At 72.3% G+C, this 20,786-nt stretch carries 20 protein-coding genes; 14 read left to right on the top strand and 6 right to left on the bottom strand.

Annotated elements, in window-relative coordinates:
• Positions 1-16: 16 nt before the first annotated feature.
• The 13 genes from ACBJ59_RS30460 (at position 17) to ACBJ59_RS30520 (ending at position 12,526) form a co-directional block, all read left to right on the top strand.
• A complete protein-coding gene (locus tag ACBJ59_RS30460; RefSeq protein ID WP_375113863.1) occupies positions 17-787 on the top strand; it encodes an ABC transporter ATP-binding protein in 771 nt (256 codons plus the stop codon).
• Positions 784-1,674, top strand: coding sequence for a branched-chain amino acid ABC transporter permease (locus ACBJ59_RS30465; protein ID WP_364117128.1), 891 nt, complete (start codon positions 784-786; stop codon positions 1,672-1,674). The genes ACBJ59_RS30460 and ACBJ59_RS30465 overlap by 4 nt, the downstream gene beginning before the upstream one ends.
• Entirely contained in the window at positions 1,667-2,794 is a 1,128-nt protein-coding gene (locus ACBJ59_RS30470; protein ID WP_375113644.1) for a branched-chain amino acid ABC transporter permease, read from the top strand. Before ACBJ59_RS30465 ends, ACBJ59_RS30470 begins: the two co-directional genes overlap by 8 nt.
• Positions 2,784-4,055 (top strand): ABC transporter substrate-binding protein, encoded by a 1,272-nt coding sequence (locus tag ACBJ59_RS30475; protein WP_375113645.1) that lies wholly within the window; start codon positions 2,784-2,786, stop codon positions 4,053-4,055. The genes ACBJ59_RS30470 and ACBJ59_RS30475 overlap by 11 nt, the downstream gene beginning before the upstream one ends.
• A 2-nt stretch (positions 4,056-4,057) precedes the next feature.
• Positions 4,058-4,819, top strand: coding sequence for an ABC transporter ATP-binding protein (locus ACBJ59_RS30480; RefSeq protein ID WP_375113646.1), 762 nt, complete (start codon positions 4,058-4,060; stop codon positions 4,817-4,819).
• Positions 4,816-5,490, top strand: a complete 675-nt coding sequence (locus tag ACBJ59_RS30485) for an ABC transporter ATP-binding protein (RefSeq protein ID WP_375113647.1) — start codon at positions 4,816-4,818, stop codon at positions 5,488-5,490. Before ACBJ59_RS30480 ends, ACBJ59_RS30485 begins: the two co-directional genes overlap by 4 nt.
• A 4-nt stretch (positions 5,491-5,494) precedes the next feature.
• Entirely contained in the window at positions 5,495-6,352 is an 858-nt protein-coding gene (locus ACBJ59_RS30490) for a branched-chain amino acid ABC transporter permease (protein WP_375113648.1), read from the top strand.
• Positions 6,349-7,365, top strand: a complete 1,017-nt coding sequence (locus tag ACBJ59_RS30495; RefSeq protein WP_375113649.1) for a branched-chain amino acid ABC transporter permease — start codon at positions 6,349-6,351, stop codon at positions 7,363-7,365. The genes ACBJ59_RS30490 and ACBJ59_RS30495 overlap by 4 nt, the downstream gene beginning before the upstream one ends.
• Positions 7,366-7,384: 19 nt before the next feature.
• The gene (locus ACBJ59_RS30500) at positions 7,385-8,662 is read left to right on the top strand and encodes an ABC transporter substrate-binding protein (protein WP_375113650.1); all 1,278 of its coding nucleotides are present in this window, start codon (positions 7,385-7,387) and stop codon (positions 8,660-8,662) included.
• Positions 8,663-8,724: 62 nt separating this feature from the next.
• Complete coding sequence (locus ACBJ59_RS30505) at positions 8,725-10,125, top strand: glycerophosphodiester phosphodiesterase family protein (protein ID WP_375113651.1); 1,401 nt, start codon at positions 8,725-8,727, stop codon at positions 10,123-10,125.
• A gap of 120 nt (positions 10,126-10,245) precedes the next feature.
• Positions 10,246-10,470 carry a hypothetical protein gene (locus ACBJ59_RS30510; protein WP_375113652.1) on the top strand — a complete coding sequence of 75 codons (225 nt, stop codon included), beginning with the start codon at positions 10,246-10,248 and terminating at the stop codon, positions 10,468-10,470.
• A complete protein-coding gene (locus tag ACBJ59_RS30515; protein WP_375113653.1) occupies positions 10,470-10,823 on the top strand; it encodes an ArsR/SmtB family transcription factor in 354 nt (117 codons plus the stop codon). The genes ACBJ59_RS30510 and ACBJ59_RS30515 overlap by 1 nt, the downstream gene beginning before the upstream one ends.
• Before the next feature lie 68 nt (positions 10,824-10,891).
• On the top strand, positions 10,892-12,526 hold the full coding sequence (locus ACBJ59_RS30520) for a SulP family inorganic anion transporter (RefSeq protein WP_375113864.1): 1,635 nt from the start codon (positions 10,892-10,894) through the stop codon (positions 12,524-12,526).
• A gap of 99 nt (positions 12,527-12,625) precedes the next feature.
• Here the strand turns inward: ACBJ59_RS30520 and ACBJ59_RS30525 are convergent, their stop codons facing one another.
• The 6 genes from ACBJ59_RS30525 to ACBJ59_RS30550 form a co-directional block, all read right to left on the bottom strand.
• Complete coding sequence (locus tag ACBJ59_RS30525) at positions 12,626-14,098, bottom strand: hypothetical protein (RefSeq protein ID WP_375113654.1); 1,473 nt, start codon at positions 14,096-14,098, stop codon at positions 12,626-12,628.
• Positions 14,099-14,305: 207 nt separating this feature from the next.
• A complete protein-coding gene (locus ACBJ59_RS30530) occupies positions 14,306-14,491 on the bottom strand; it encodes a DUF4236 domain-containing protein (RefSeq protein ID WP_364117111.1) in 186 nt (61 codons plus the stop codon).
• Positions 14,492-14,580: 89 nt separating this feature from the next.
• The gene (locus ACBJ59_RS30535; RefSeq protein WP_375113655.1) at positions 14,581-15,057 is read right to left on the bottom strand and encodes a (2Fe-2S)-binding protein; all 477 of its coding nucleotides are present in this window, start codon (positions 15,055-15,057) and stop codon (positions 14,581-14,583) included.
• 15 nt (positions 15,058-15,072) lie between these two features.
• A complete protein-coding gene (locus tag ACBJ59_RS30540) occupies positions 15,073-17,361 on the bottom strand; it encodes a molybdopterin cofactor-binding domain-containing protein (RefSeq protein WP_375113656.1) in 2,289 nt (762 codons plus the stop codon).
• A gap of 8 nt (positions 17,362-17,369) precedes the next feature.
• Positions 17,370-18,590 (bottom strand): oxygenase MpaB family protein, encoded by a 1,221-nt coding sequence (locus ACBJ59_RS30545; protein WP_375113657.1) that lies wholly within the window; start codon positions 18,588-18,590, stop codon positions 17,370-17,372.
• A 23-nt stretch (positions 18,591-18,613) separates the two neighbouring features.
• Positions 18,614-19,837: an oxygenase MpaB family protein gene (locus tag ACBJ59_RS30550; RefSeq protein WP_375113658.1), complete on the bottom strand. Its 1,224-nt coding sequence runs from the start codon at positions 19,835-19,837 to the stop codon at positions 18,614-18,616.
• Between the two features lie 202 nt (positions 19,838-20,039).
• On the opposite strand from ACBJ59_RS30550, the gene ACBJ59_RS30555 reads away from it, so the two are divergent.
• Positions 20,040-20,684, top strand: a complete 645-nt coding sequence (locus tag ACBJ59_RS30555; protein WP_375113865.1) for a TetR/AcrR family transcriptional regulator — start codon at positions 20,040-20,042, stop codon at positions 20,682-20,684.
• The last annotated feature ends 102 nt before the right edge of the window (positions 20,685-20,786 follow it).

Here is a 20,786-nt window from a genome sequence, read left to right on the forward strand (position 1 = left end):
GTACCGACCGGATGGTATGCCCGCGCTGGAGGTCCGTGACGTGACGGTCCGGTTCGCCGGTCTGACGGCTCTCGACGGCGTCGGTTTCACGGTCGCGCCCGGCACCGTGCACGCGATCATCGGGCCCAACGGCGCCGGCAAGTCGACCTGCTTCAACGTGCTGTCCGGGGTCTACAAGGCCACCTCGGGCAGCGTCAGGTTCGGCCGGGACGAGCTCACCGCGCTGCGCCCGCACGAGGTGGCGGCGCTCGGCGTCGCCCGCACCTTCCAGAACATCGCGCTCTCCCCCCGCCTGCCGGTGCGCGACAACCTGCTGCTGAGCCGCCACCGGCTCACCCGCGCCGGCTTCGTGTCGGCCGGGCTCGGCCTGCCGCGCGCCCGCCGCGAGGAGCGGGCCCACACCGCCCGGGTGGTGGAGATCGCGGAGTTCGTCGGGATCGCCCCGCTGCTGGCCACCCCCGTCGGCCTGCTCCCGTACGGCGTGCAGAAGCGGGTGGAGCTGGCCAGGGCGCTGGCGATGGAGCCCCGGCTGCTCCTGCTCGACGAGCCGGTCGCCGGGATGAACAGCGGCGAGCGGGTGGAGATGGCCGAGCTGATCGTCTCGGTCAGGGAGAGCCTGGGGATCTCCATCCTCCTGGTCGAGCACGACATGGGCATGGTCATGCGGCTGGCCGACCGGGTCACCGTCCTGGACTTCGGCCGCCGCATCGCCGACGGGCCGCCCGCCGAGGTGCAGAACGACCCCCAGGTCATCGGCGCGTACCTGGGCGCAGAGGAGGTTGTGTGATCACGTTCCTGGAGCTGCTCGTCAACGGGATCTCCATCGGGGCCGTCTACGCGCTGATAGCGCTCGGCTTCGTCGTCATCTTCAAGGCGACGGAGGTGGTCAACTTCGCGCACGCCTCGCTGCTGCTGGCCGGCGGCTACGTGGTGGCGCGGCTGCACCCGTACGTCGGCTTCTGGCTCGCGCTGCTGATCGGCGTCTGCGCGGCCGCGGTCATTGGTGCGCTGGTGGAGTTCCTGGTCATCCGCCGGTCCAAGGCCGGCTCGCACAGCGTGCTGGCCATCGTGACCATCGGCGTGGACATCATGCTGACCACCGAGCTCACCCGGCAGATCGGCACCGAGGTGCTGGCCATGGGCGATCCGTGGGAGTCGCGCGTGCTGCACATCGGGGGGATCACGATCGCCGAGACCAGGATCGTCGCGCTGGTCACCGCCGGGGCGCTGATCGGGGCGTTCCTGCTGGCGTTCAAGTTCACCGGCTGGGGCGTGGCGATGCGGGCCACCGCCGAGGACCCCGAGACGGCGGCCCTCATGGGGGTGCGGCTGGGCCGCATCTCGCTCAGCGCCTGGGCGGTGGCCGGCGCGCTGGCCGCGGTGGCCGCGCTGTTCCTGTGCGTCTTCCCCACGCCCGGCCTGGACCGCAGCTCCTCGCTGGTGGCGCTCAAGGCCTTCCCCGCCGCCATCCTCGGCGGCCTCGACTCCACCACCGGCGCCCTGGTCGGCGGCCTGATCGTGGGCGTCACCGAGGCGCTCATGACCGGCTACCAGAACGACCTGGCCTTCCTGGGCAGGGGGATCGGCGACGTCTCACCGTTCCTGATCATGATCGTCATCCTGCTGCTGCGGCCCGCGGGCCTGTTCGGGACCAAGGAGCTGGCCCGTGTCTAGGCTCCCCGTGTTCAGGATCGCCGTGTTCAGGATCGCCGTGTTCAGGATCGCCGTCCTGCTCGCCTTCGTGGCCGTCCCCTTCTATCTCGAGGGCTTCTGGCTGCAGGCCGGGCTGTTCGCCATGTCGGCCGCGGTCGGCGCGATCGGCATCAACCTGCTGACCGGCGCCACCGGGCAGCTCTCGATGGGGCACGCGTTCTTCCTGGCCGTGGGCGCCTACGCCTACGTGTACTTCGCCGCCGAGCCCACCCGGACGCTGGGCGGCCTGGGGCTGCCCACCCCGGTGGCCGCCGTGCTCGCCGTCGCGGTCGCCGGGGCCGCGGGCGGGCTGTTCAGCCCGATCGCCAGCCGGCTCAAGGGCGCCTACCTCGGCATCGCCACGCTGGCGCTGATCTTCGGGGGCCAGCACCTGCTGTTCAACGCCGGGCCGGTGACGGGCGGGTTCAACGGCAGGGCCGTACCGCCCATGGAGATCTTCGGGTTCGCCTTCGCCGACGCGCCCGAGCTGGTCCTGCTGAACGTGCCGTTCGGCGCGCTGGAGCGGCTGTGGTTCCTGGGCGGGCTGACGCTGCTCGCGGCGGCGCTGTTCGCCCGCGGCGTGCTGCGCGGCCGTCCGGGGCGGGCCATGAACACCATCCGCGACCACGAGATCGCGGCCGGGGTGATGGGCGTGCCCGTCACCCGCTACCGGGCCGGGGTGTTCGCGCTGTCGTCCATGTACGGCGGGCTCGCGGGCGTGCTGCTCGCCCTGGTCTTCCAGCGGACCGTGCCCGACTACTTCGGCATCCTGCTCTCCCTCGACTACCTCGCGATGATCGTGATCGGCGGCCTCGGCTCGGTGGGCGGCGCGGTGATCGGCGCCGTCTTCGTCTCGCTGCTGCCGCAGCTGCTCACCCGCTACAGCGACGCCATCCCGCTGGTCGCCGCGCCGGGCACCGCCGGCGTCTCGCCCTCCGAGGCCGCCCGCATCCTGTACGGCGCGGTCGTGGTCACCGTCGTGCTCTTCCTCCCGGGCGGCCTGCTCGGCCTGTTCCACTCGCTCCGCAGGAGGTTGTCCGGCCTCCGGCTGCCCCTGTCACCCACTCCGTCCCCCGACACCAGGAGCTCACATGTCCCGTAACCGCACGGCCGCCCTGTCCGCGCTGGTGGCGCTGGGGCTGCTCGCCACCGCCTGTGCCAGCGGCAAGGCCACCGGTGGCGACCAGGCGCCCGCCGGCGCCACCGGCGGCGTCAAGACCGGCCCCGGCGTGACCGCCGACACGATCACCCTCAGCCTGCTCACCGACCTGACCGGCCCGTACGCCTCGCTCGGCAAGAGCCTCACCCAGGCGCAGCAGCTCTACTTCGAGCAGGTCAACCAGGCGGGCGGGATCTGCGGGCGGAAGATCGAGACGATCGTGCGCGACCACGGTTACGACGCGCAGAAGGCGATGGCCTCCTACGCCGAGGTCGCGCCGAAGACGGCCGCGATCCCGCAGTTCATCGGCTCACCGATGGTGACCGCGCTGAAGGACAAGATCACCGCCGACAGGATCCTCACCCTGCCCATGGCGTGGGCGACCGGCCTGCTCGGCAGCGAGGCCATCCAGGTCACCGGCACCACCTACGACGTCGACATGATCAACGGCGTCGACTTCCTGGTGAAGGAGAAGGGGATCAAGGCCGGGGACAAGATCGGTCACCTGTACTTCGAGGGCGACTACGGCGAGAGCGCCCTCGACGGCTCCAAGTACGCCTCGGACAAGCTCGGGCTCTCCCTGGTGGAGCAGAAGATCAAGGCGACCGACCAGGACATGACCGCCCAGGTGGCGGCGTTCAAGAAGGCGGGGGTCAAGGCCGTGCTGGTCTCGGTCGGCCCGCGCCAGGCCGCCTCGCTTGCGGGCGTCGCCCTGGCGGGCGGGATGGACGTGCCCTTCGTGGGCAGCAACTCCGCCTACAGCCCGCAGCTGCTGCAGACCCCGGCGGCTCCCGCGCTGCTGAAGGACTTCTACTACGTGACCGCGGGCGCACCGATCAGCGCGCCGCTGCCGGCGTACCAGAAGCTCATCACCGACTACCAGGCCAAGTACGCCGGCCAGCCGCTGGACAGCGGCGTCTCGGCCGGGTGGACGGCGGCCATCATCGTCGGCGACGCGCTGCGCAAGGCGTGTGACGCCAAGGACCTCAGCCGGGAGGGCATCGTCGCCGCCCACCGGTCGCAGAAGGCGTGGGAGGCCGGGCTGGGCGGGACGCCCATGGACTTCAGCGTCTTCGACCGGCCCGCCTCGCGCTCGTCCTACGTCGTCAAGCCGGACAAGCAGGCCGTCGGCGGTGCCACGATCTTCAAGGAAGCGGCCGTGTCCGGCCTCGCCGAAGAGTACTCCGTGCCGTCGGCCGGCTGATCATGGCCGCGTTACTGGAGGTCGGCCGGCTCACCGTGCGGTTCGGTGGGGTCAGTGCCCTGTCGGGCATCGACCTCGCCGTCCGCGAGGGCGAGCTCGTCGGCCTCATCGGGCCCAACGGCGCGGGCAAGAGCACCCTGTTCGACTGCCTGACCAGGCGGTGCGAGCCGCAGGAAGGCTCGCTGCGGCTCGGCGGCGAGGAGCTCGCCCGCCTGCCCGCCCACCTGGTCGCCGGGCGCGGCATCGCCCGCACGTTCCAGAACTCCGCCCTGTTCCCCAGCCTGTCGGTGCGCGAGAACGTCATGACCGGCGCTCACCGGCACGGCCGGGCCGGGTTCTGGGCCGCGGCGCTCGGGCGGGCCGCGGCCGAGGAACACCGGACGGGTGCCGCGGCCGACGCGCTGCTGGACCGGTTCGACCTCGCGCGCTACGCCGACCATCCGGCGGGCGGCCTGCCGTACGGGGTGACCAAGCGCGTCGAGATCGCCCGCGCGCTGGCGGGCGAGCCGCGGCTGCTGCTGCTCGACGAGCCCGCGAGCGGGCTCGCCCCCGGAGAGGTGCCGGCGCTCGCCGACCTGATCAGGCAGATCCACTACGAGCGCGGCGTCACGATCATCGTCGTGGAGCACCACATGGACTTCGTCCTCGCGCTGTGCCGCAGGATCGTCTGCTTCGAGCTGGGCCGCAAGATCGCCGACGGCCCGGCCGGCTCGGTGCGGCAGGACCCCGCCGTCATCTCCGCCTGCAAGGGGATGGCCTGGTGAGCGGCCTCGACGTGCGGGGGCTGCGCGCGGGGTACGGCGCGGCCCGGGTGCTGCACGGCGTCGACCTGGCCGCGGGAGAGAACGAGATCGTGGTGCTGCTCGGCCCCAACGGCGCGGGCAAGACCACCCTGCTGCGCGCGCTGTCCGGCCTGGTCGGCGCCCGGGGCTCGGCCACGCTCGACGGGGTCGGGCTCCTGGGCCGCTCGCCCGACGAGATCGCCAGGCTCGGCGTCGCCCATGTCACCCAGGAGGGCGGCACGTTCGGGCCGCTCACGGTGGAGGAGAACCTGCGCGTCGGAGCGTACGCCCGGCGGCGGCCGCGCCGCGGCGTCGCCGAGGACCTGCACCGGGTGTTCACCTACTTCCCCGGGCTCCAGGCGCACCTGGGGCAGCCCGCCGACACGCTGAGCGGCGGCGAGCAGCGGATGCTGGCCATCGGCAGGGCCCTGGTGGCCCGGCCTCGGCTGCTCCTCCTGGACGAGCCGACGCGCGGCCTGGCACCGCCGCTCAGGTCCAGGCTGTTCGGCACCATCCACGCCATCAACCGGCACGAAGGAACCATCATGATCATCGTCGAGCACAACGTGGCGGCGGCGCTGGAGGTGGCGCACCGGGCCTACCTCGTCGAGTCGGGCCGGATCGCCGGCCTGCGGGAACGTCGCAGGTGGTGACCGGATGTTCGTCCAGCAGCTCTTGGAGGGGCTGGGAGCGGGCGCGGGATACGCCGCCCTCGCGCTGGCCCTGGTGCTCACCTACCGGTTCACCGGCATCGTCAACTTCGCGCAGGGCGAGCTGGCCATGCTCGCCACGTACGTGGCCTGGCAACTGGTCGACGCCGGGATGCCGTACTGGGCGGCGCTGCCCGTGACGGTGGCCGTCGCGTTCCTGGCCGGGGTCGTGACCGAGCGGACCGTCATGCGGCGGGTGGAGGACCGCGCGGGCGAGCTCACGCTCGTGGTGACCACGATCGGCCTGTACGTCACGGTGAACGCGATCGCCGCCCTGGTGTGGACCTCGGCCCTGCGTGCCTTCCCCAGTCCCTTCCCCGACGGCCCGGCCGGGGTGTCCGCGCTCGTGGCCGCGTGCGTCGCCGGGCCGGTGCTCGGCGCGGTCGCCCTGGTCGTCCGGCACACCGGCCTCGGCCTGGTGATGCGCGCCGTCGCCGCGGACCCGCGCTCGGCCCGGCTGTCGGGGGTCCGGGTCGGGCGCGTGCTGGCCCTGGGCTGGGGCGCCGCCTCCGCCATCGGCGCGGTCTCCGGCGTCCTGCTCGCTCCGATCCTCTTCCTGGAGCCCACCATGATGACCGGCGTCCTGGTCTACTCCTTCGCCGCCGCCGTGCTCGGCGGCCTGGACAGCGCTCTGGGCGCGGTGGCCGGCGGGCTGATCGTCGGGGTCACCGAGACGCTGGCGGGCACGTACCTGGGCTTCGTCGGGGCGGACCTGAAGATCGCGGTGCCGCTGGTGCTCATCGTCGCCGTGCTGCTGCTGCGACCGCAGGGCCTGTTCGGCTCGGCGCCCGTGGAGCGGGCGTGAACACGGTCCCCGGGCTCGTGCCCCCGGGGCACCGCAGGATGCCCGTCGGGCAGGCGGCCGGGGACCGGCGGCAGGTGTGGCCGTGGCGGCGCGCCGGGCTGGGCGCTCTGGCGGCGGGCGCCGTGGCGCTGCCGTTCGTGCTGCCGCCGTACCTGTTGTTCCAGGCCACGCTCGTGCTCGTGTACGCCGTCGCGCTGCTCGGCCTGGACCTGGTGGTGGGGCGCGGCGGGCAGATCTCCCTGGGCCACGGCGCGTTCTTCGGCGTCGGCGCCTACACGGCGGCCGTCATGATCGCGCAGTTCGGCCTGCCGTACCCGCTGACCCTGCCGGTCGCGGCGCTGCTCACCTTCGGGCTCGGCTGGGCGGCCGGGCTGCCCGCGCTGCGGCTGCGCGGGCTCTACCTGGCCATGGTGACCTTCGCGGTCGCCGTCGTGCTGCCGCCGCTGCTCAAGCGCTTCCCGGCGATCACCGGCGGGGCGATGGGGATGCCCGTGCCCACGCCGCGGGCGCCCGTGCTGGACGACGACCAGTGGGTCTACTTCCTCGTCCTCGGGGTGACCGTCACGGCCTTCGCCGGGATCCGCAACCTGACGGCCTCGCGGGGCGGGCGGGCGCTCACCGCGCTCCGGGAGCACCGGGCGGCGGCCGAGGTGCTCGGCATGCGCCCGGCGACCCACATGACGCACGCCTTCGCCTGGAGCGCCATGTACGCGGGCACGGCGGGCGCCCTCTACACCTGGACGGCCGGCTTCGTCTCCCCCGACTCCTTCGCCCTCAGCCTGTCCATCACGCTGCTGGCCGGGGTGGTCATCGGTGGCCCCGCCACGCTGACCGGGGCGCTGCTCGGCGCGTTCGTCGTGATGGGCGTGCCCGCCGTGGCCCGGGAGCTGAACCCGGCCGCCCCGGGCGTCATCTCCGGCCTGCTGATCGTCCTCGTCGTCTACGCGGCGCCGACGGGACTCACCGGCCTGCTGCGCCGGACCGCCTGGAGCGTCGCCGGGAGGCGCACGTGAAAGCTGCCGGGAGGCGCACATGAGAGCCGGGGTCGTGCCGCTGGCCAGATGTCTCGCCGCGTCGCTCGTCCTCCTGGCGTCGGGCTGCCGGCCGGCGTCCAGCGAGGTCACGCTCACCGGCGACTGCGCGGGCCAGGTGGGCACCGGGATCACCGCCGAGTCCGTGCGGGTCGGCGGGATCTACCCGCTGTCCGGGCCCGCCTCCGCCTACGCGACCGTCGCCCAGGGCGCCCGCGCCTACTTCGACCATGTCAACGCGCGCGGAGGCGTGGAGGGGCGGCGCATCGAGTTCCTGGTTCGCGACGACGCCTACCAGCCCGCCCGCGCGGTGGAGGAGGCTCGCCGCCTGGTGCTGCACGACCGGGTGTTCGCGCTGTTCCAGACGCTCGGCACCCCCTCGACGGCCGCGGTGCGTGAGTACGCCGACCGGTGGAGGGTGCCGCAGGTGTTCGTCGCCACGGGGGCCACCCAGTGGGGCAGCGACACCAGGCGTCCCTGGACGATCGGCTTCCAGCCCAGTTACGTCGCCGAGGCCCGGGTCTACGCCCGCTACCTGGCCAAGGCCAGGCCCGAGGCCAGGGTCGCGGTGCTGTACCAGAACGACGACTTCGGCCACGACCTGCTCGACGGCTTCCGCCAGGCGATCGCCGGCACGTCCGTGCGGCTCGTGGCGGCGCTGAGCTACGAGGTGACCGACCCCAGCGTGCAGGGCCAGCTGGCCAACCTCGCCGCCTCCCGGGCCGACGTCCTGCTCAACGTCAGCACGCCGAAGTTCGCCGCCCAGGCGCTGGCCACCGACGCGGCCATGACCGGCTGGAACCCCCTGCACATCGTCAACGGCGTGGCCGCCTCCCCCGCCGTCCTGAAGCCCGTGGGGTACGACAAGGTCCAGGGCATCGTGACGGCCGGGTTCCAGAAGGAGCCGGGCGCGCCGGACTGGGCCGACGACCCGGGCATGCACACCTACCTGGCCGCGCTGGCCCGGCACGCGCCCGAGGCCGACCCCGCCGGGCAGCAGGTGGTCTTCGGCTGGACGGCGGCGCAGGCCTTCGTCAAGGTGCTCGAACGCATGCGCTGCCCCTCCCGTGAGGCCATGCGCGCGGCGATGCGCAGCCTGTCGGACGTCGAGCTGGACCTGCTCCTGCCCGGCATCACGCTCTCCACGGGGCCCGATGACGGGTTCCCGATCGAGTCGATGCAGCTCACGCGCCTGGAGGGCAACCGCTGGGTACGGTTCGGCAAGGTCATCGACACCCGCGCCGAGTTCGGCCCGGTCCCGCCCCAAGATCACCCTTGATTGCGGCGGAGTCCGCCGTCCGTTCACGAGCCCGCCATGTCCCTATTACAGGGTCTCTGTCCATGATTCGGAAGTTCCGCCGTACGCTGACCGTCACCGGCCTGGCCGCCCTGGCGACCGCCGCCACCCTCACCTCGCTCCCCCCGGCGTCCGCCGCGGACGGGTTCGACCGCATACACGAGCAGCTGCTGCGGCACGGCCCCGGAGCCCCGCTCATGATCGTCGCCCACCGAGGGCAGTGGCGCGACGCCCCGGAGAACTCCCTGGCCGCGATCCAGGCCGCCGTCGAGGACGGCGCCGAGATCGTCGAGATCGACGTACGGCCCACCCGCGACGGCCACCTGGTGCTCATGCACGACGAGACCGTCAACCGGACCACCAACGGCACCGGCCGCGTCGCCGACCTGACCCTCGCGCAGATCAGGTCGCTCCGCCTCAAGCAGGGCCTGGGCGGCAACCAGGCCGCGCTCACCGGCCACACCGTGCCCACCTTCGAGGAGGCGATGCTGGCCGTCAAGGGCCGGGCCCTGGTCAACCTCGACAAGGGCTGGCCCGTCCGGGAGGCGATGTACGAGGTGCTGAAGCGGACCGGCACCGTGGACCACGGCCTGTTCAAGGGCGCCCCCACGGTCGAGGAGGCCGCCGCCTTCATGGCCCGGGACGCCGAGATCCTCTACATGCACATCATCGACGACAGCACCGCCGGCGTGGTAGGCACCTTCCCCGGCCGCCAGCCCGTGGCGTACGAGGTGGTGTTCGACCGGGCCGAAGATCCGCAGGTCGCTCCCCGGACGCTGGAGAAGATCGCGCGGCACAGCCGGATCTGGATCAACAGCATGTGGTACGGCCTGGCCGCCAGGTACACCGACGAGGCGTCCCTGCGCGACGCGAACCTCGGCTGGCGCGCGCTGGTCAGGACGTACGGCGCGAACATGATCCAGACCGACAACGTCGAGGCGCTGGACTACTGGCGCGACGGCGGCAACCTGTCCCACTGGGGCCGGCAACCCGGCAACCGCACGATCCGCGTCGAGGGCGAGGACTTCGCGCCGGGCGGCGAGGGCGTCGGCTACCACGACCTCGACCCGAACCGCTGCACCGTGGCCCGGCCCGAGGAGGGCGTGGACATCTGCGACCTCGAGGGCGCCATCGCGGTGAACTGGATCCGCGGCGGCGAGTGGCTCAAGTATCGCTTCGAGGTCAAGCAGCCGGGCCTCTACCAGGTCTCGGCCCGCGTCTCCTCGCCGTACTCACCGGCCGGCACCGTCGTGCTCGACTGGGGCACGGGCACCGGCACCACCGCCGCGATCGCGAACACCACCAGCCACGACGCGCTGACCCTCCAGCCCCTGGAGCGCCGCCGCCTCACCAGGGGCACGCACGAGCTGGTCCTGCGCATGCCGGAGACCGCCTACCAGAACTTCAACCTCGACTACCTGCAGCTCGACCTGATCAAGCGCTGACACCCGGCCGGAAGGCGCTCAGCCGGGCGCGATACGCAGCTCGCAGTAGCTGAGTTGCGAAATTTCGCAATTCAGCAGAGTATGGGGCTGTCTACTTCGGCGATCCGGAAGGTGGCACGCGTGAGCGGTGCGTTCGCGGCGGCGGTGCGAGAACGGGCACGCCTGGCCCGGGCGGCGGTGCTGGCCGCCCGTCGCGACCAGGACCCGGACGAGGCTCTCGTGGCCGAGGCCGAGTGGGAGCACGTTACGCGCCTGGCCCGCACTCACGGCATCCGCCTGGCCGAGCCCGAGCCCGAGCCGGCCGAGGCTGAGCCGGCCGAGCCCGAGCGGGGAGAGCAGCCGTAATGTCGGTGCCGTTGTACCAGGCCAAGGCGGAGCTGTTCCGGCTGCTGGGCCATCCGGTCCGGATCCGGGTGCTGGAGCTGCTGCAGGAAGGGCCGAAGCCGGTGCGCGACCTGCTGGCCGAGATCGAGGTCGAGCCGACCGGGTTGTCGCAGCACCTCGCGGTGCTGCGCCGCTCCGAGCTGGTGACCGCCCACCGGGAGGGCTCCAGCGTGGTGTACGCGCTGTCCGGCGGGGACGTGGCCGAGTTGCTGCGCGCGGCCCGTCAGCTGCTGACCGCCAAGCTGAGCGCCAAGCTGTCCGATCAGCGTGAGCTGCTCAGCGAGCTGCTGCAGGCCGAAGCCGGCCGGGAGTGAGCAACCTGGTGACCGCGGGCCTCGCCCGCCTGCGTTCCGTGCTGCCCGCGCGCGCCGATCTGGCCGCGATGGGCCGCCACCCCCGCAGGGATCTGCTGGCCGGGCTCACCGTGGCGATCGTGGCGCTGCCGCTGGCGCTCGGGTTCGGCATCTCCTCCGGTCTCGGCGCCGAGGCCGGGCTGGTGACCGCGGTGGTGGCCGGGGCGCTGGCCGCGCTGTTCGGCGGCTCGGCCCTGCAGGTGTCCGGGCCGACCGGTGCCATGACGGTGGTGCTCGTGCCCATCATGAACGAGCACGGCCCCGGCGGGGTGCTCACGGTCGGCGTGCTGGCCGGCGTGTTACTGCTGGCTCTGGCGCTGGCCCAGGCCGGCCGGTACATGGCGCTGGTTCCGGCGCCGGTGGTGGAGGGCTTCACCCTGGGCATCGCCTGTGTGATCGCTCTGCAGCAGGTGCCCGCCGCGCTCGGCGTCCCTGTCCCGGAAGGGGACAAGGTGGTCACGGTGGCCTGGCAGGCCGTTCGTGACTTCGCGTCCGGCCCGGGCTGGACGGCGCCGGCCATGGCCGCAGCCGTGGCCGCGCTGATGCTGGCGGGGGCCCGCGTGCGGCCCGGCGTGCCCTTCTCGCTGCTGGCTGTGGCCGGCGCCACCGCGCTCGCCGAACTCGCCGACCTGCCGGTGGCCCGCATCGACAGCCTGCCCGCCGGGCTGGGCGCCCCGTCGCTGGCCTTCTTCGACGCCGCCGCCCTCGGCTCGCTGCTCGCTCCCGCCGTCGCGGTGGCCGCGCTGGCCGCCCTGGAGTCGCTGCTGTCGGCCGCCGTCGCCGACGGCATGAGCGTCAACCACAAGCACCATCCGGACCGGGAACTGTTCGGCCAGGGCCTGGCCAACCTGGTCGCCCCGATGTTCGGCGGCGTCCCGGCCACGGGGGCGATCGCCCGCACCGCGGTCAATGTGCGCTCGGGCGCCTCCTCCCGGCTGGCCGCACTCTCCCACGCCGCGATCCTGGCCGTGATCGTCTTCACCGCCGCCGACCTGGTCGCCCGGATCCCGCTGGCCGCGCTGGCCGGCGTGCTGCTGGCCACCGCCGTGCGGATGGTCGAGGTCGGCTCCGTACGGGCGATGGTCCGCTCCACCCGCGCGGACGCGCTGGTCCTGGCGCTGACCGCGCTGGCCACCCTCGCCCTCGACCTCGTCGCCGCGGTCATCCTCGGCCTGATCGTGGCCGGCGCGCTGGCCCTGCGCGCCATCGCCCGCGACGTCCGCGTGGACCCCATGCCGCTGCGCCCGGACATCCCCGGCGACCACGACGCGGAGGAGCACGACCTGCTGGCCGAGCACATCGTCGCCTACCGGCTGGACGGCCCCCTGTTCTTCGCCGCCGCGCACCGCTTCCTGCTGGAGCTGTCCGAAGTCGCCGACGTGTCCGTGGTCATCCTGCGCATGTCCCGGGTCACCGCCCTGGACGCCAGCGGCGCCATGGTCCTCGGCGACGCCATCGGCCGGCTCGAGCGGCGCGGCATCACCGTCTACGTCTCCGGCATCCGCGACCGCCATCAGCAGCCGCTGCGCGCCCTGGGCGCCATCGCCCGCCTGGACGCGTCGGGCCAGGTGTTCGCCACCACCCCCGAGGCCATAGCGGCTGCTCGCGACCGGCTGGCCGGCACCGGCGTCCTGCCCCCGCCCCGGACCGCCCCCACGGCCTGACCTCTGCGGGATCGGTGCGGCAAGCCGGCCCCGGAACGCGGCACGGGGCTCGGAGCGTGGGTGGCGGCGAGCCGGGCGCCGCCGCCCACGCTCCCCGGTTCAGGGAGCGATGCCCACGCCGCCGCGCCGGGCCAGGGCCCGTTCCCGCTCCGCCGTGAGCGCGGGCCAGTGGCGGGCGCCCGGGCGTGGCAGCACGCGGGAGGCGTAGTCACCCGGTACGAAGCCGGGATCGTAGTGGCAGCCGGTGCCGTAGACGGTGTCGAAGGCCGGGCAGGACGCGGCGAGCGACTCGGGCGTGGGCTTGGCTCCGGTGCGCACCCACCCGGACAGCGCCGACATCGCGGCGGCATACTCAGAGGCGCTCAGGGCGCTGTGCTCGCTCTCCCGGGTGAAGGCCTGCACCAGGTGGTCGCCGGCGCGGGCGCCCTCCAGGCTGGCGCGGTAGGCCGCCTCGTGCTCGACGAAGGCCGTGGGGTCGTCGATCGCGTGCATGGTGAGCACGGGCAGGGCGACCGCCCCGGTGACGTCGCTGTCGAAGGACAGGTCCCGCACGGCCGACGGGTCGGGCGAGAACCGCTCGACGCCGGCGTTGAGCGCCTTGTCGTCGTGGGAGCCGGAGTAGCGTACGCCCCGGTTGCCGAACGGGTTCCGGCCGCCGAGCCGCTCGTGCACGATGTCGCGGAAGGTGAAGGTGGCGAACCGCAGATGCGACTCCAGCGTGCGCTCCGGGATCCTGGTCACGGCCAGGATGTCGGCGAGGTTGCGCTGCTGCAGGGGCGTACGGGCCTCGGGTGCGAGGTCGTGGCCGGTGCACTCGCTCAGCCGGGCGCGCAGGCCGGTCGACGTCATCGTCGAGTCCGCGCGCAGCCCCATCCACAGCGGATACTGCGGCTCGGTGGGGCGCGGGTGGTTGCGGCAGTAGTACTGGTAGACCACCCGCAGGTCCACCCGGTAGTCGTAGCCGCGCGAGCCGCCCGCCAGCACGCCGCTGGTCAGCAGCACCCCGTCGTACGGCGAGCCCGGCCGGCGGCCGTAGATCTCGGCGACCTTGGCGGCCACGTTGCCGCCCCAGGACTGGCCGTGGACGTAGGTGCGCTGCGGCCGCCCGAACCTCTCGACGAACAGCCGCCGCAGGTTCTCGGTGTCCTCGGCCGCCATCCTGGTGCCGTAGCCGCCGCGCCGGTAGGCCGAGCCCGCCCAGGCGTAGCCCTCGCGGACCAGCACCGACCAGCGGGCCAGGTCGTCGGGGCTGCGCTCGGGGTCGGACGCCTCGGTCAGGTCGGGGCCGCCGTGGGCGTGCATGACCAGCGACCCGTTCCAGTCCGCCGGGATGGCGATCATGTAGTGGGCGCCGTTGCGGTCCTGCCCGCGGTGGCAGGTGGCCTGCTCCGTGAGCTGCTCCGGGCAGGGCACGGTGACCATCGTGCCGGCGGGCGCCGCGGCCGCGGGCGAGCCGAGTGCGGCCAGCAGCGGTCCGATGAGCAGGCCGGTCAGCGCGATGCGCCCGCGCCGGCGGGATCGGGATCCGAAGGGTGTCCGGGGGGTGCGGCCAGGGGCCTGGCTCGTGTCCACGTAAGTGGTCCTCCTTCGTCAGCCCCGCGCCCTGCTGCGGGCGCGGGGCTCTGATGCTAGGAAGGAGGCTCTGTTAAGAGAATGTTTCGTCAATTGTGTTCGTAGATCGCGGGCCGGCGTTCGGGGAGACGGCCGTCAACCGGCGGCCGCCGGGTCGTGGCGGGCGAGCCCTGCCCGGGGCCGGGGACGAGGTGAAGGGGATGCCGGTCAGCGGTTGCGCAGGTTCTTGCGCCAGTGGAAGCCGCCGGGCAGGTTGACCGACAGCGTACGGCGGCCGTCCGCGGTTCGCGTCACGCGGAAGAGCCGGTTGCCCCAGCTGTGCCCCACGCCGCCGCGGGACAGGTTCAGCCGGAAAGGACCGAGCTTGATGGACTTTCGATAGCTCAAACCCATTGCGCGTTCCTCCTTGAGAGCTCGCGAAGGACCTTCAGCTACCCAAACAAGAGGCGACATATCGGGTTTCGTAATCTCTGGGCAAAGCCTCACATGTTCTCGGCGCCCGCCTTGATGGCTTCGCGGATCCGGAAGTACGTGCCGCAGCGGCAGATGTTGCGCAGCCCGTCGAGGTCGGCGTCGGTGATCCCGCGGCCTTCGGCGGCGGCACGGCGGACCAGCGCCACGGCGGCCATGATCTGGCCGGGCTGGCAGTAGCCGCACTGCGCGACGTCGTGGTCCAGCCAGGCCTGCTGCATGGGGTGCAGGTCCGCGCCGGCGGTGGCCGCGAGCCCTTCGATGGTGGTGATCTCGTCGTCCGGCTGGAGATCCGCGACGGGGATCGCGCACGGGTTGATCGCCTCGCCGTTGAGGTGGCTGGTGCAGGCCTTGCAGACGTTGATGCCGCAGCCGTACTTCGGCCCGGTGATGCCGAGGAGGTCGCGCAGCACCCACAGCAGGCGCACGTCCGCGGCGACGTCGACGGTGACCTGCTCCCCGTTGACGCGGAAGGTGTATTCAGGCACTCGGCTCTCCTCGACTCAGCGGGCGGGGTCCAGGCCGTCGGTCGGGGACGGCGGGACGGACGGGACGGTCGGTTTGGGGGTGAAGGAGAGCGTGCCGTGGTTGATCGGGAAGCTGGTGGGCATCGTCCCGGTCGCGCGGCCGTACGCGCAGGCGACCGCGGCCATCGACGCGGCCACGCCCAGCTCGCCGGCGCCGCCGGGTGTCTCGGAGGTGCTGGGCATGACGATGATCCGGAGCTCGGGCGGGGTGTTCCACTGCCGGGTGTAGAAGTAGTTGTCCCAGCTCGCCTCGAGGAAATACCCGTCGCGCAGGTGCAGGCTGGAGGTCAGGGCCAGCGCGATGCCGTCCATGATGCCGCCCATCATCTGCGCCTCCAGGCCGCGCGGGTTGACGGCGAGGCCGACGTCCACGGCGAAGACGGCCTTGGTGACGCGCGGCCCGGTCACGCCGTCGCGGATGGGGCGGTTGACGGTCTCCGGGCGGCAGTCGATCTCCACCAGCGCGGCGCTGACCGACTTGTACTCGGCGTGGAACGCGATGCCCTGCGCGGTGCCCGGCTGCATGGGCCGCCCCCAGCCGCCGGCCTCGGCCACCTTCGCCAGCACCGCCCGGGAGCGGGCGTCACGGAGGAAGTCGTGCCGTAACCGGTAGGGGTCCTTGCCCATCCGCGCGGCGAGCTGGTCGACCATGAGCTCCCGGGCGCAGGTGACGTCGGGCGAGTAGACGTTGCGCATGCTGCCGGTGTTGAAGCCCTTGTCCGTCTCGGCGAGGAGCCGGCTGGTGACGCCGAAGTCGTAGGACGTCGCCTGGCTGAGGTGGAAGAACGTCTGGGAGAACCCGACGTCGCCCACCGGGAGCCGCGCGGCCAGGGCGGTGATGATCTCGCCCAGCCCGTGGCCGAGGTCGGTGGAGACGCCGGTGTGCCGCTGCTTGTAGCTGAGCACGGTGTCGCCGAGGTAGGCGATGCGTACCCGGGAGGTGGCCATCGGGTGGGCGCGGCCCTGGCGGGAGTCGTCGGCGCGGTGCCACATGAGCTTGACCGGTTTGCCGATCTTCCGGGACGCCTCGGCGGCTTCCAGCGCGGCGTCGAAGAACAGCTTGCGGCCGAAGGAGCCGCCGCCCTCGACGACGTGCACGGTGATCCGGCCGGGCGGCAGCCCGAGCCGGGCGGCGATGGCCTGCTGGGCGACGATCGGCGACTTCAGCGCCGACCAGATCTCGGCGCGGTCGGCCCGTACGTCGGCGATCGCGCAGTTGGGCTCCAGCGCGCTGTTGCTCCGGAAGTGGAAGGTGAACTTGCCTTCGACGACCGGGGTGGGCGGTCTGAGCCCGATCGGCAGCTCCGCGGCCTCCAGCTCCCGCAGCACGCTCGCGTCGGACTTCCCTTCCGCGGTGCCGGGTCTCCAGGAGACCCGCAGGGCGCGTACGGCGTCGATGCACTGGCCGAAGGTCTCGGCGCGCACCGCCACCCCGGTGGAGATCACCACGGCGTCGGTGACGCCCGGCATGGTGCGGACCTCGGCGAGGTTGGCCACCGAGCCGACCTTGCCGTTGATGGTCGGCGGGCGGCACACCATCGTCGGCTTCGCGTCCGGGACGTCGAGGTCCATCGTGAACTTCTTGCGCCCGGTCACCGCGTCCAGCGCGTCGATCCGGTTGTGCGGCCTGCCGATGACGGTGAAGCTCGCGCGCGGCGTGAGCGCCACGGACACCTGCCGGGTCCGCGTGCTCGCGGCCTTGCCGGCGAGGGCGCCGATGCCGACGCCACGGCCGGAACGGTCGGTGATCACGCCCGCCTTCAGGGTCAGGTCGCGGACCGCCGAGCCGAGTTCGGTCGCCGCCGCCGCCAGCAGCCGCTCCCGGGCGATGGCGGCGGCGACCCGGATCGGGGTGTAGGTCGCGATGGTCGTGTTCGATCCGCCGGTGAGCTGGTTGAAGACCAGCTCGGGCCGGGCGTCGGCCAGGGTGACCCGTACGCGTTCCAGCGGCACGGCCATCTCCTCGGCGATCAGCATGGCCGTCGAGGTGGTGATGCCCTGCCCCACCTCGGCCCGCGGCAACGCGAACGACACCGTGCCGTCCTGGTGGACCTCGACCGAGATCAGGCCGGAGGTCGGCAGCGCCGCCGCGGTCATCAGGTCGTTGAGGTCGAGCAGCGCCGGCAGGTCCAGGAGCTCCGGCGAGGGCAGCGGGTCGGCGGCCGCCGGCGGCGGATCGAGCTCGGCGGCGGCCACCAGGGTCGGAGCCGCGAGAACGTACCCGAGAAACCGCCGCCGCGCGATGGCGTCATTCGATTCCGTCATTGTCCAGCTCATCCAGGACGGTTGGTCGTGGGAATCTCTATCTTGGTCTCCTTGCCCTTGGTGAGGAAGAACAGGATGTACTTGCGCGCGGCCTCGTCGATGACCCAGGCGACCTCGGGCACCAGCGGCAGCGGGATGAGGCCCTCGCGGAACTTCACGAGCTTCGGCCAGGCGGTGGCGATCAGCGGGTCCCACAGCGGCTCGCGCCGGATGCCGTCCCAGTCGGCCACCTGGTTGCCGACCAGGTAGCGGGCCAGCGCGTTGCACAGAGGCCGGCTGATGCTGCCGGGGCTGGTCTGCTCGGCGAGCTGGCCCAGCAGGATGTCGGTCAGGATCACGCCCTCGGGCGTCGGCCCCATGTTCCTGGGCAGGATCTGGTCCGACTGAGCGTTGGCCGCGTCCCAGGTGGCGGGGACGTACTCGTCCTTGATGCCGAGCAGGTGCGCGGTCACCTGCCACACGTGCAGGTACGCCTCCGACTCGGCGGCCGTGATCGGCACCTTCCATTCGCGCATCCTGCGCATCGCGAAGGTCGGCAGGGTGTGCCAGGTGACCAGCATGTCCTCCTGGCTGATCGGGATGTCGCCGCCCCAGTGGGGGGACTGCCGCAGCAGGTGCCGCACCGCCGCGTGCACCAGCCTGGTCTTCACGGCCTCGACGACGCAGGAGCCGTCGGGCCGGTAGGCGTTCAGGGATCCGACGGCGAACCCCAGGATGCTCGTCTTGGCGACCCGGTCCTCCATGTCCGCGCCGCCCTTGGAGTAGTAGACCGCGCGGGCCTCCTTGGGGATGGCGGTGCTCAGCATGCCGCCGCCGACGCCGTTGAGCAGGTTGAGGTAGAGCCCCCTGGACTTGTTGAACTCGGCCGCGGTGCCCAGCTTGCCGTGGTCCGCCCACGACGGCAGCTCGCGGGCCCGCTCCATGAACGACCGCAGATCCTCCGGCAGCCCGGCGGGTAACGGCTGATCGTTGCGGGTCCAGTCCCACAGCAGGCGGTTGACCTCGGGCACCGCGCCGCGATCGATCAGCGAGGCGACCAGCGGGTCGGCCTCCTCGTCCCAGACCCACCGCGGATCGGCACCGGCACCGGAGCCGGCGACCGAGCCGGTCGGCGCCCAGGTCCAGGGCGTCAGGGGACGCGCCTCAGCCGGCGCCGCCATCCCCAGCGCCCCGAGCGCGCCCAGGGCCCCGCCCGAGATCAGAATCTTGCGTCTGCTCAGCTCCGCCATGCTCCGAACTCCTTTCCAGCGTGTCAGGACGGGCGGTTGGTGTCCGGGATCTCGATCCTGATCGGCTGCGCCTCGGACAGGAAGAGCAGGGCGGCCTTGCGCAGGAACTCGTCGAACAGCCAGTACGCCTCCGGCGCCAGCGGGAACGGCAGCAGCCCCTCGCGGACGGCGATGAAGGGCCCCCAGGACACCTTGAGCAGCGGATCCCAGACCAGCTCCCTCGGGATCTTCAGCCATCCGGCGATCCGGTCGCCGAGCATGAAGCGCGTGAACGCGCCGAGTATGGGCTTGGACAGGATGCCGGCATCGACCGAGGAGCCGAGGTTGAGCAGGATGTCGGCCAGCTTGACGCCCTCGGGCGTCGGCGCCAGCACCGGCTCCAGGACCTCCCTGGCCTGGGCGTTGGCCTCGGCCCACGACGCCGGGATGTACTCGTCCTTGATGCCGAGCAGGTGCGCGGTCAGCTGCCACGAGTGCAGGAAGCCCTCGGACTCGGCGGCGGGGATGGGCACCCTCCAGGCGACCAGCTTCTGCATGACGGTCGTGGGCAGGCTGTGCCAGGTGACCATCATGTCCCGCTGGCTGATCGGGATCTCCTCCTCGGCGACCTCCGACCAGTGCGGGGACTGTGGCAGCAGGTGCCGCACCGCCGCGTGCACGAGCCGGGTCTTGACGCAGGTCACGATCATTTCGCCGTCGGGCTGGAAGGCGGTCCGGCTCATGACGTCGTAGCCGAGCTTGGCGGTCTTGGAGATGCGGTCCTTCATGTCCGCACCGCCCTGGGAGTAGTAGACCGCGAGGGCCTCCTTGGGGATGACCGTGCTCATCATGCCGCTGGCCAGCCCGTACAGGAGGCCGAGGTAGAGGCCGCGCTTCTCGTTGAACCTGAACGCGGTCGCGAGCTTGCCGTGGTCGGCCCACGAAGGCAGCTGACGGGCCCGCTCCATGAAGTCCCGCAGGTCCGCCGGCAGCCCGGCCGGTAACGGCTGGCCGTTCTTGGTCCAGGTACGTAACAGCTCGTTGACCCTGGGCACGTCACCCCGGTCGAGCAGCGAGGCGACCAGCGGATCGGCCTCCTCGTCCCACACCCATCGCGGGTCGGTGCCGGCCCCGGTGCCCGCCACCGAGCCCTTGGCCGACCACGTCCACGGTCCCTGCGCGTACGCCGGTGCCGCGACGCCCAGCGCGCCGAGCGCGCCCAGCGCCCCACCGGCCTTCAGCACGTTGCGCCTGCTGAGTCGGTCCATGCCTGCGTTCCTCCTCCTCGCCGGAGCCTCCTCGTCGGAGCGACGAAGCGCTGGTTGATACGGTGAAACACGTAGCGCTTCTGTGTATCATCATCATGAGAGCACACTGTGAGGGGCATCACAAGACCGCACCGGCGGCCGTTGGGGCATGAGGCAGAATCAACTGCAGGAGGTGATCGTGGAATCTGCGCTGTCCGGGCTCATGACGCCTTCGGACTCGGAGTCGTTGCTGGAGCGCGCATACCTTGATGCCGTCGAACAGGTCGACGACACCGACGAGCTCCGCGCCCGCATACTCGACGCGGCTTACGACCAGTTCTGCCGGATGGGCATCCGGCGCTCCACCATGGAGGACGTCGCCCGGCGGGCCAAGGTCTCGCGGATCACGGTCTACCGGCGGTTCGCCACGAAGGACGCGCTGGTCGAACACGTCGTACGCCGCGAGTTCCGCCGCTACTTCGACCGGTTCCTCATCGACATAGAGCAGGCGGGCACCCCGGCCGACCGCGTGGTCCTGGGCTTCGTGAGCTCGTTACGCGCCATCCGGGGCAACCCGCTGATCGGCGGCCTGATCTCCGCGGAGCCGGACCTGCTGGTGCCCTCCATGGTCGCCGACGGGGGCCGGACCCTCGCCACCGTGCGCCAGTTCGTCGCCGGGCAGCTGCGCCGCGAGCAGCACGCGGGCCACGTCTCCGCCGACCTGAACACCGACCTCGTGGCCGAGATGATGGTCCGGGTCTCCGCCTCCTTCCTGGCGACCCCCAGCCACATCATCGACCTCGACGACGACGAGCAACTGGCCGCGGTGGCCCGCCAGTTCCTGGTGCCGATGCTGACCCCACCCTGATGCAGTTTTGTGGCAATTGCGACTCATGTGCAGAATGGGGAGGTGCTTTCTGATCGAACCGCCCTGCCCATGCCGCTCATCAGCGCCCCGCCGAAGGCGGGG

It is taken from the genome of Nonomuraea sp. MTCD27, assembly GCF_041950495.1.
Taxonomy (GTDB): domain Bacteria; phylum Actinomycetota; class Actinomycetes; order Streptosporangiales; family Streptosporangiaceae; genus Nonomuraea.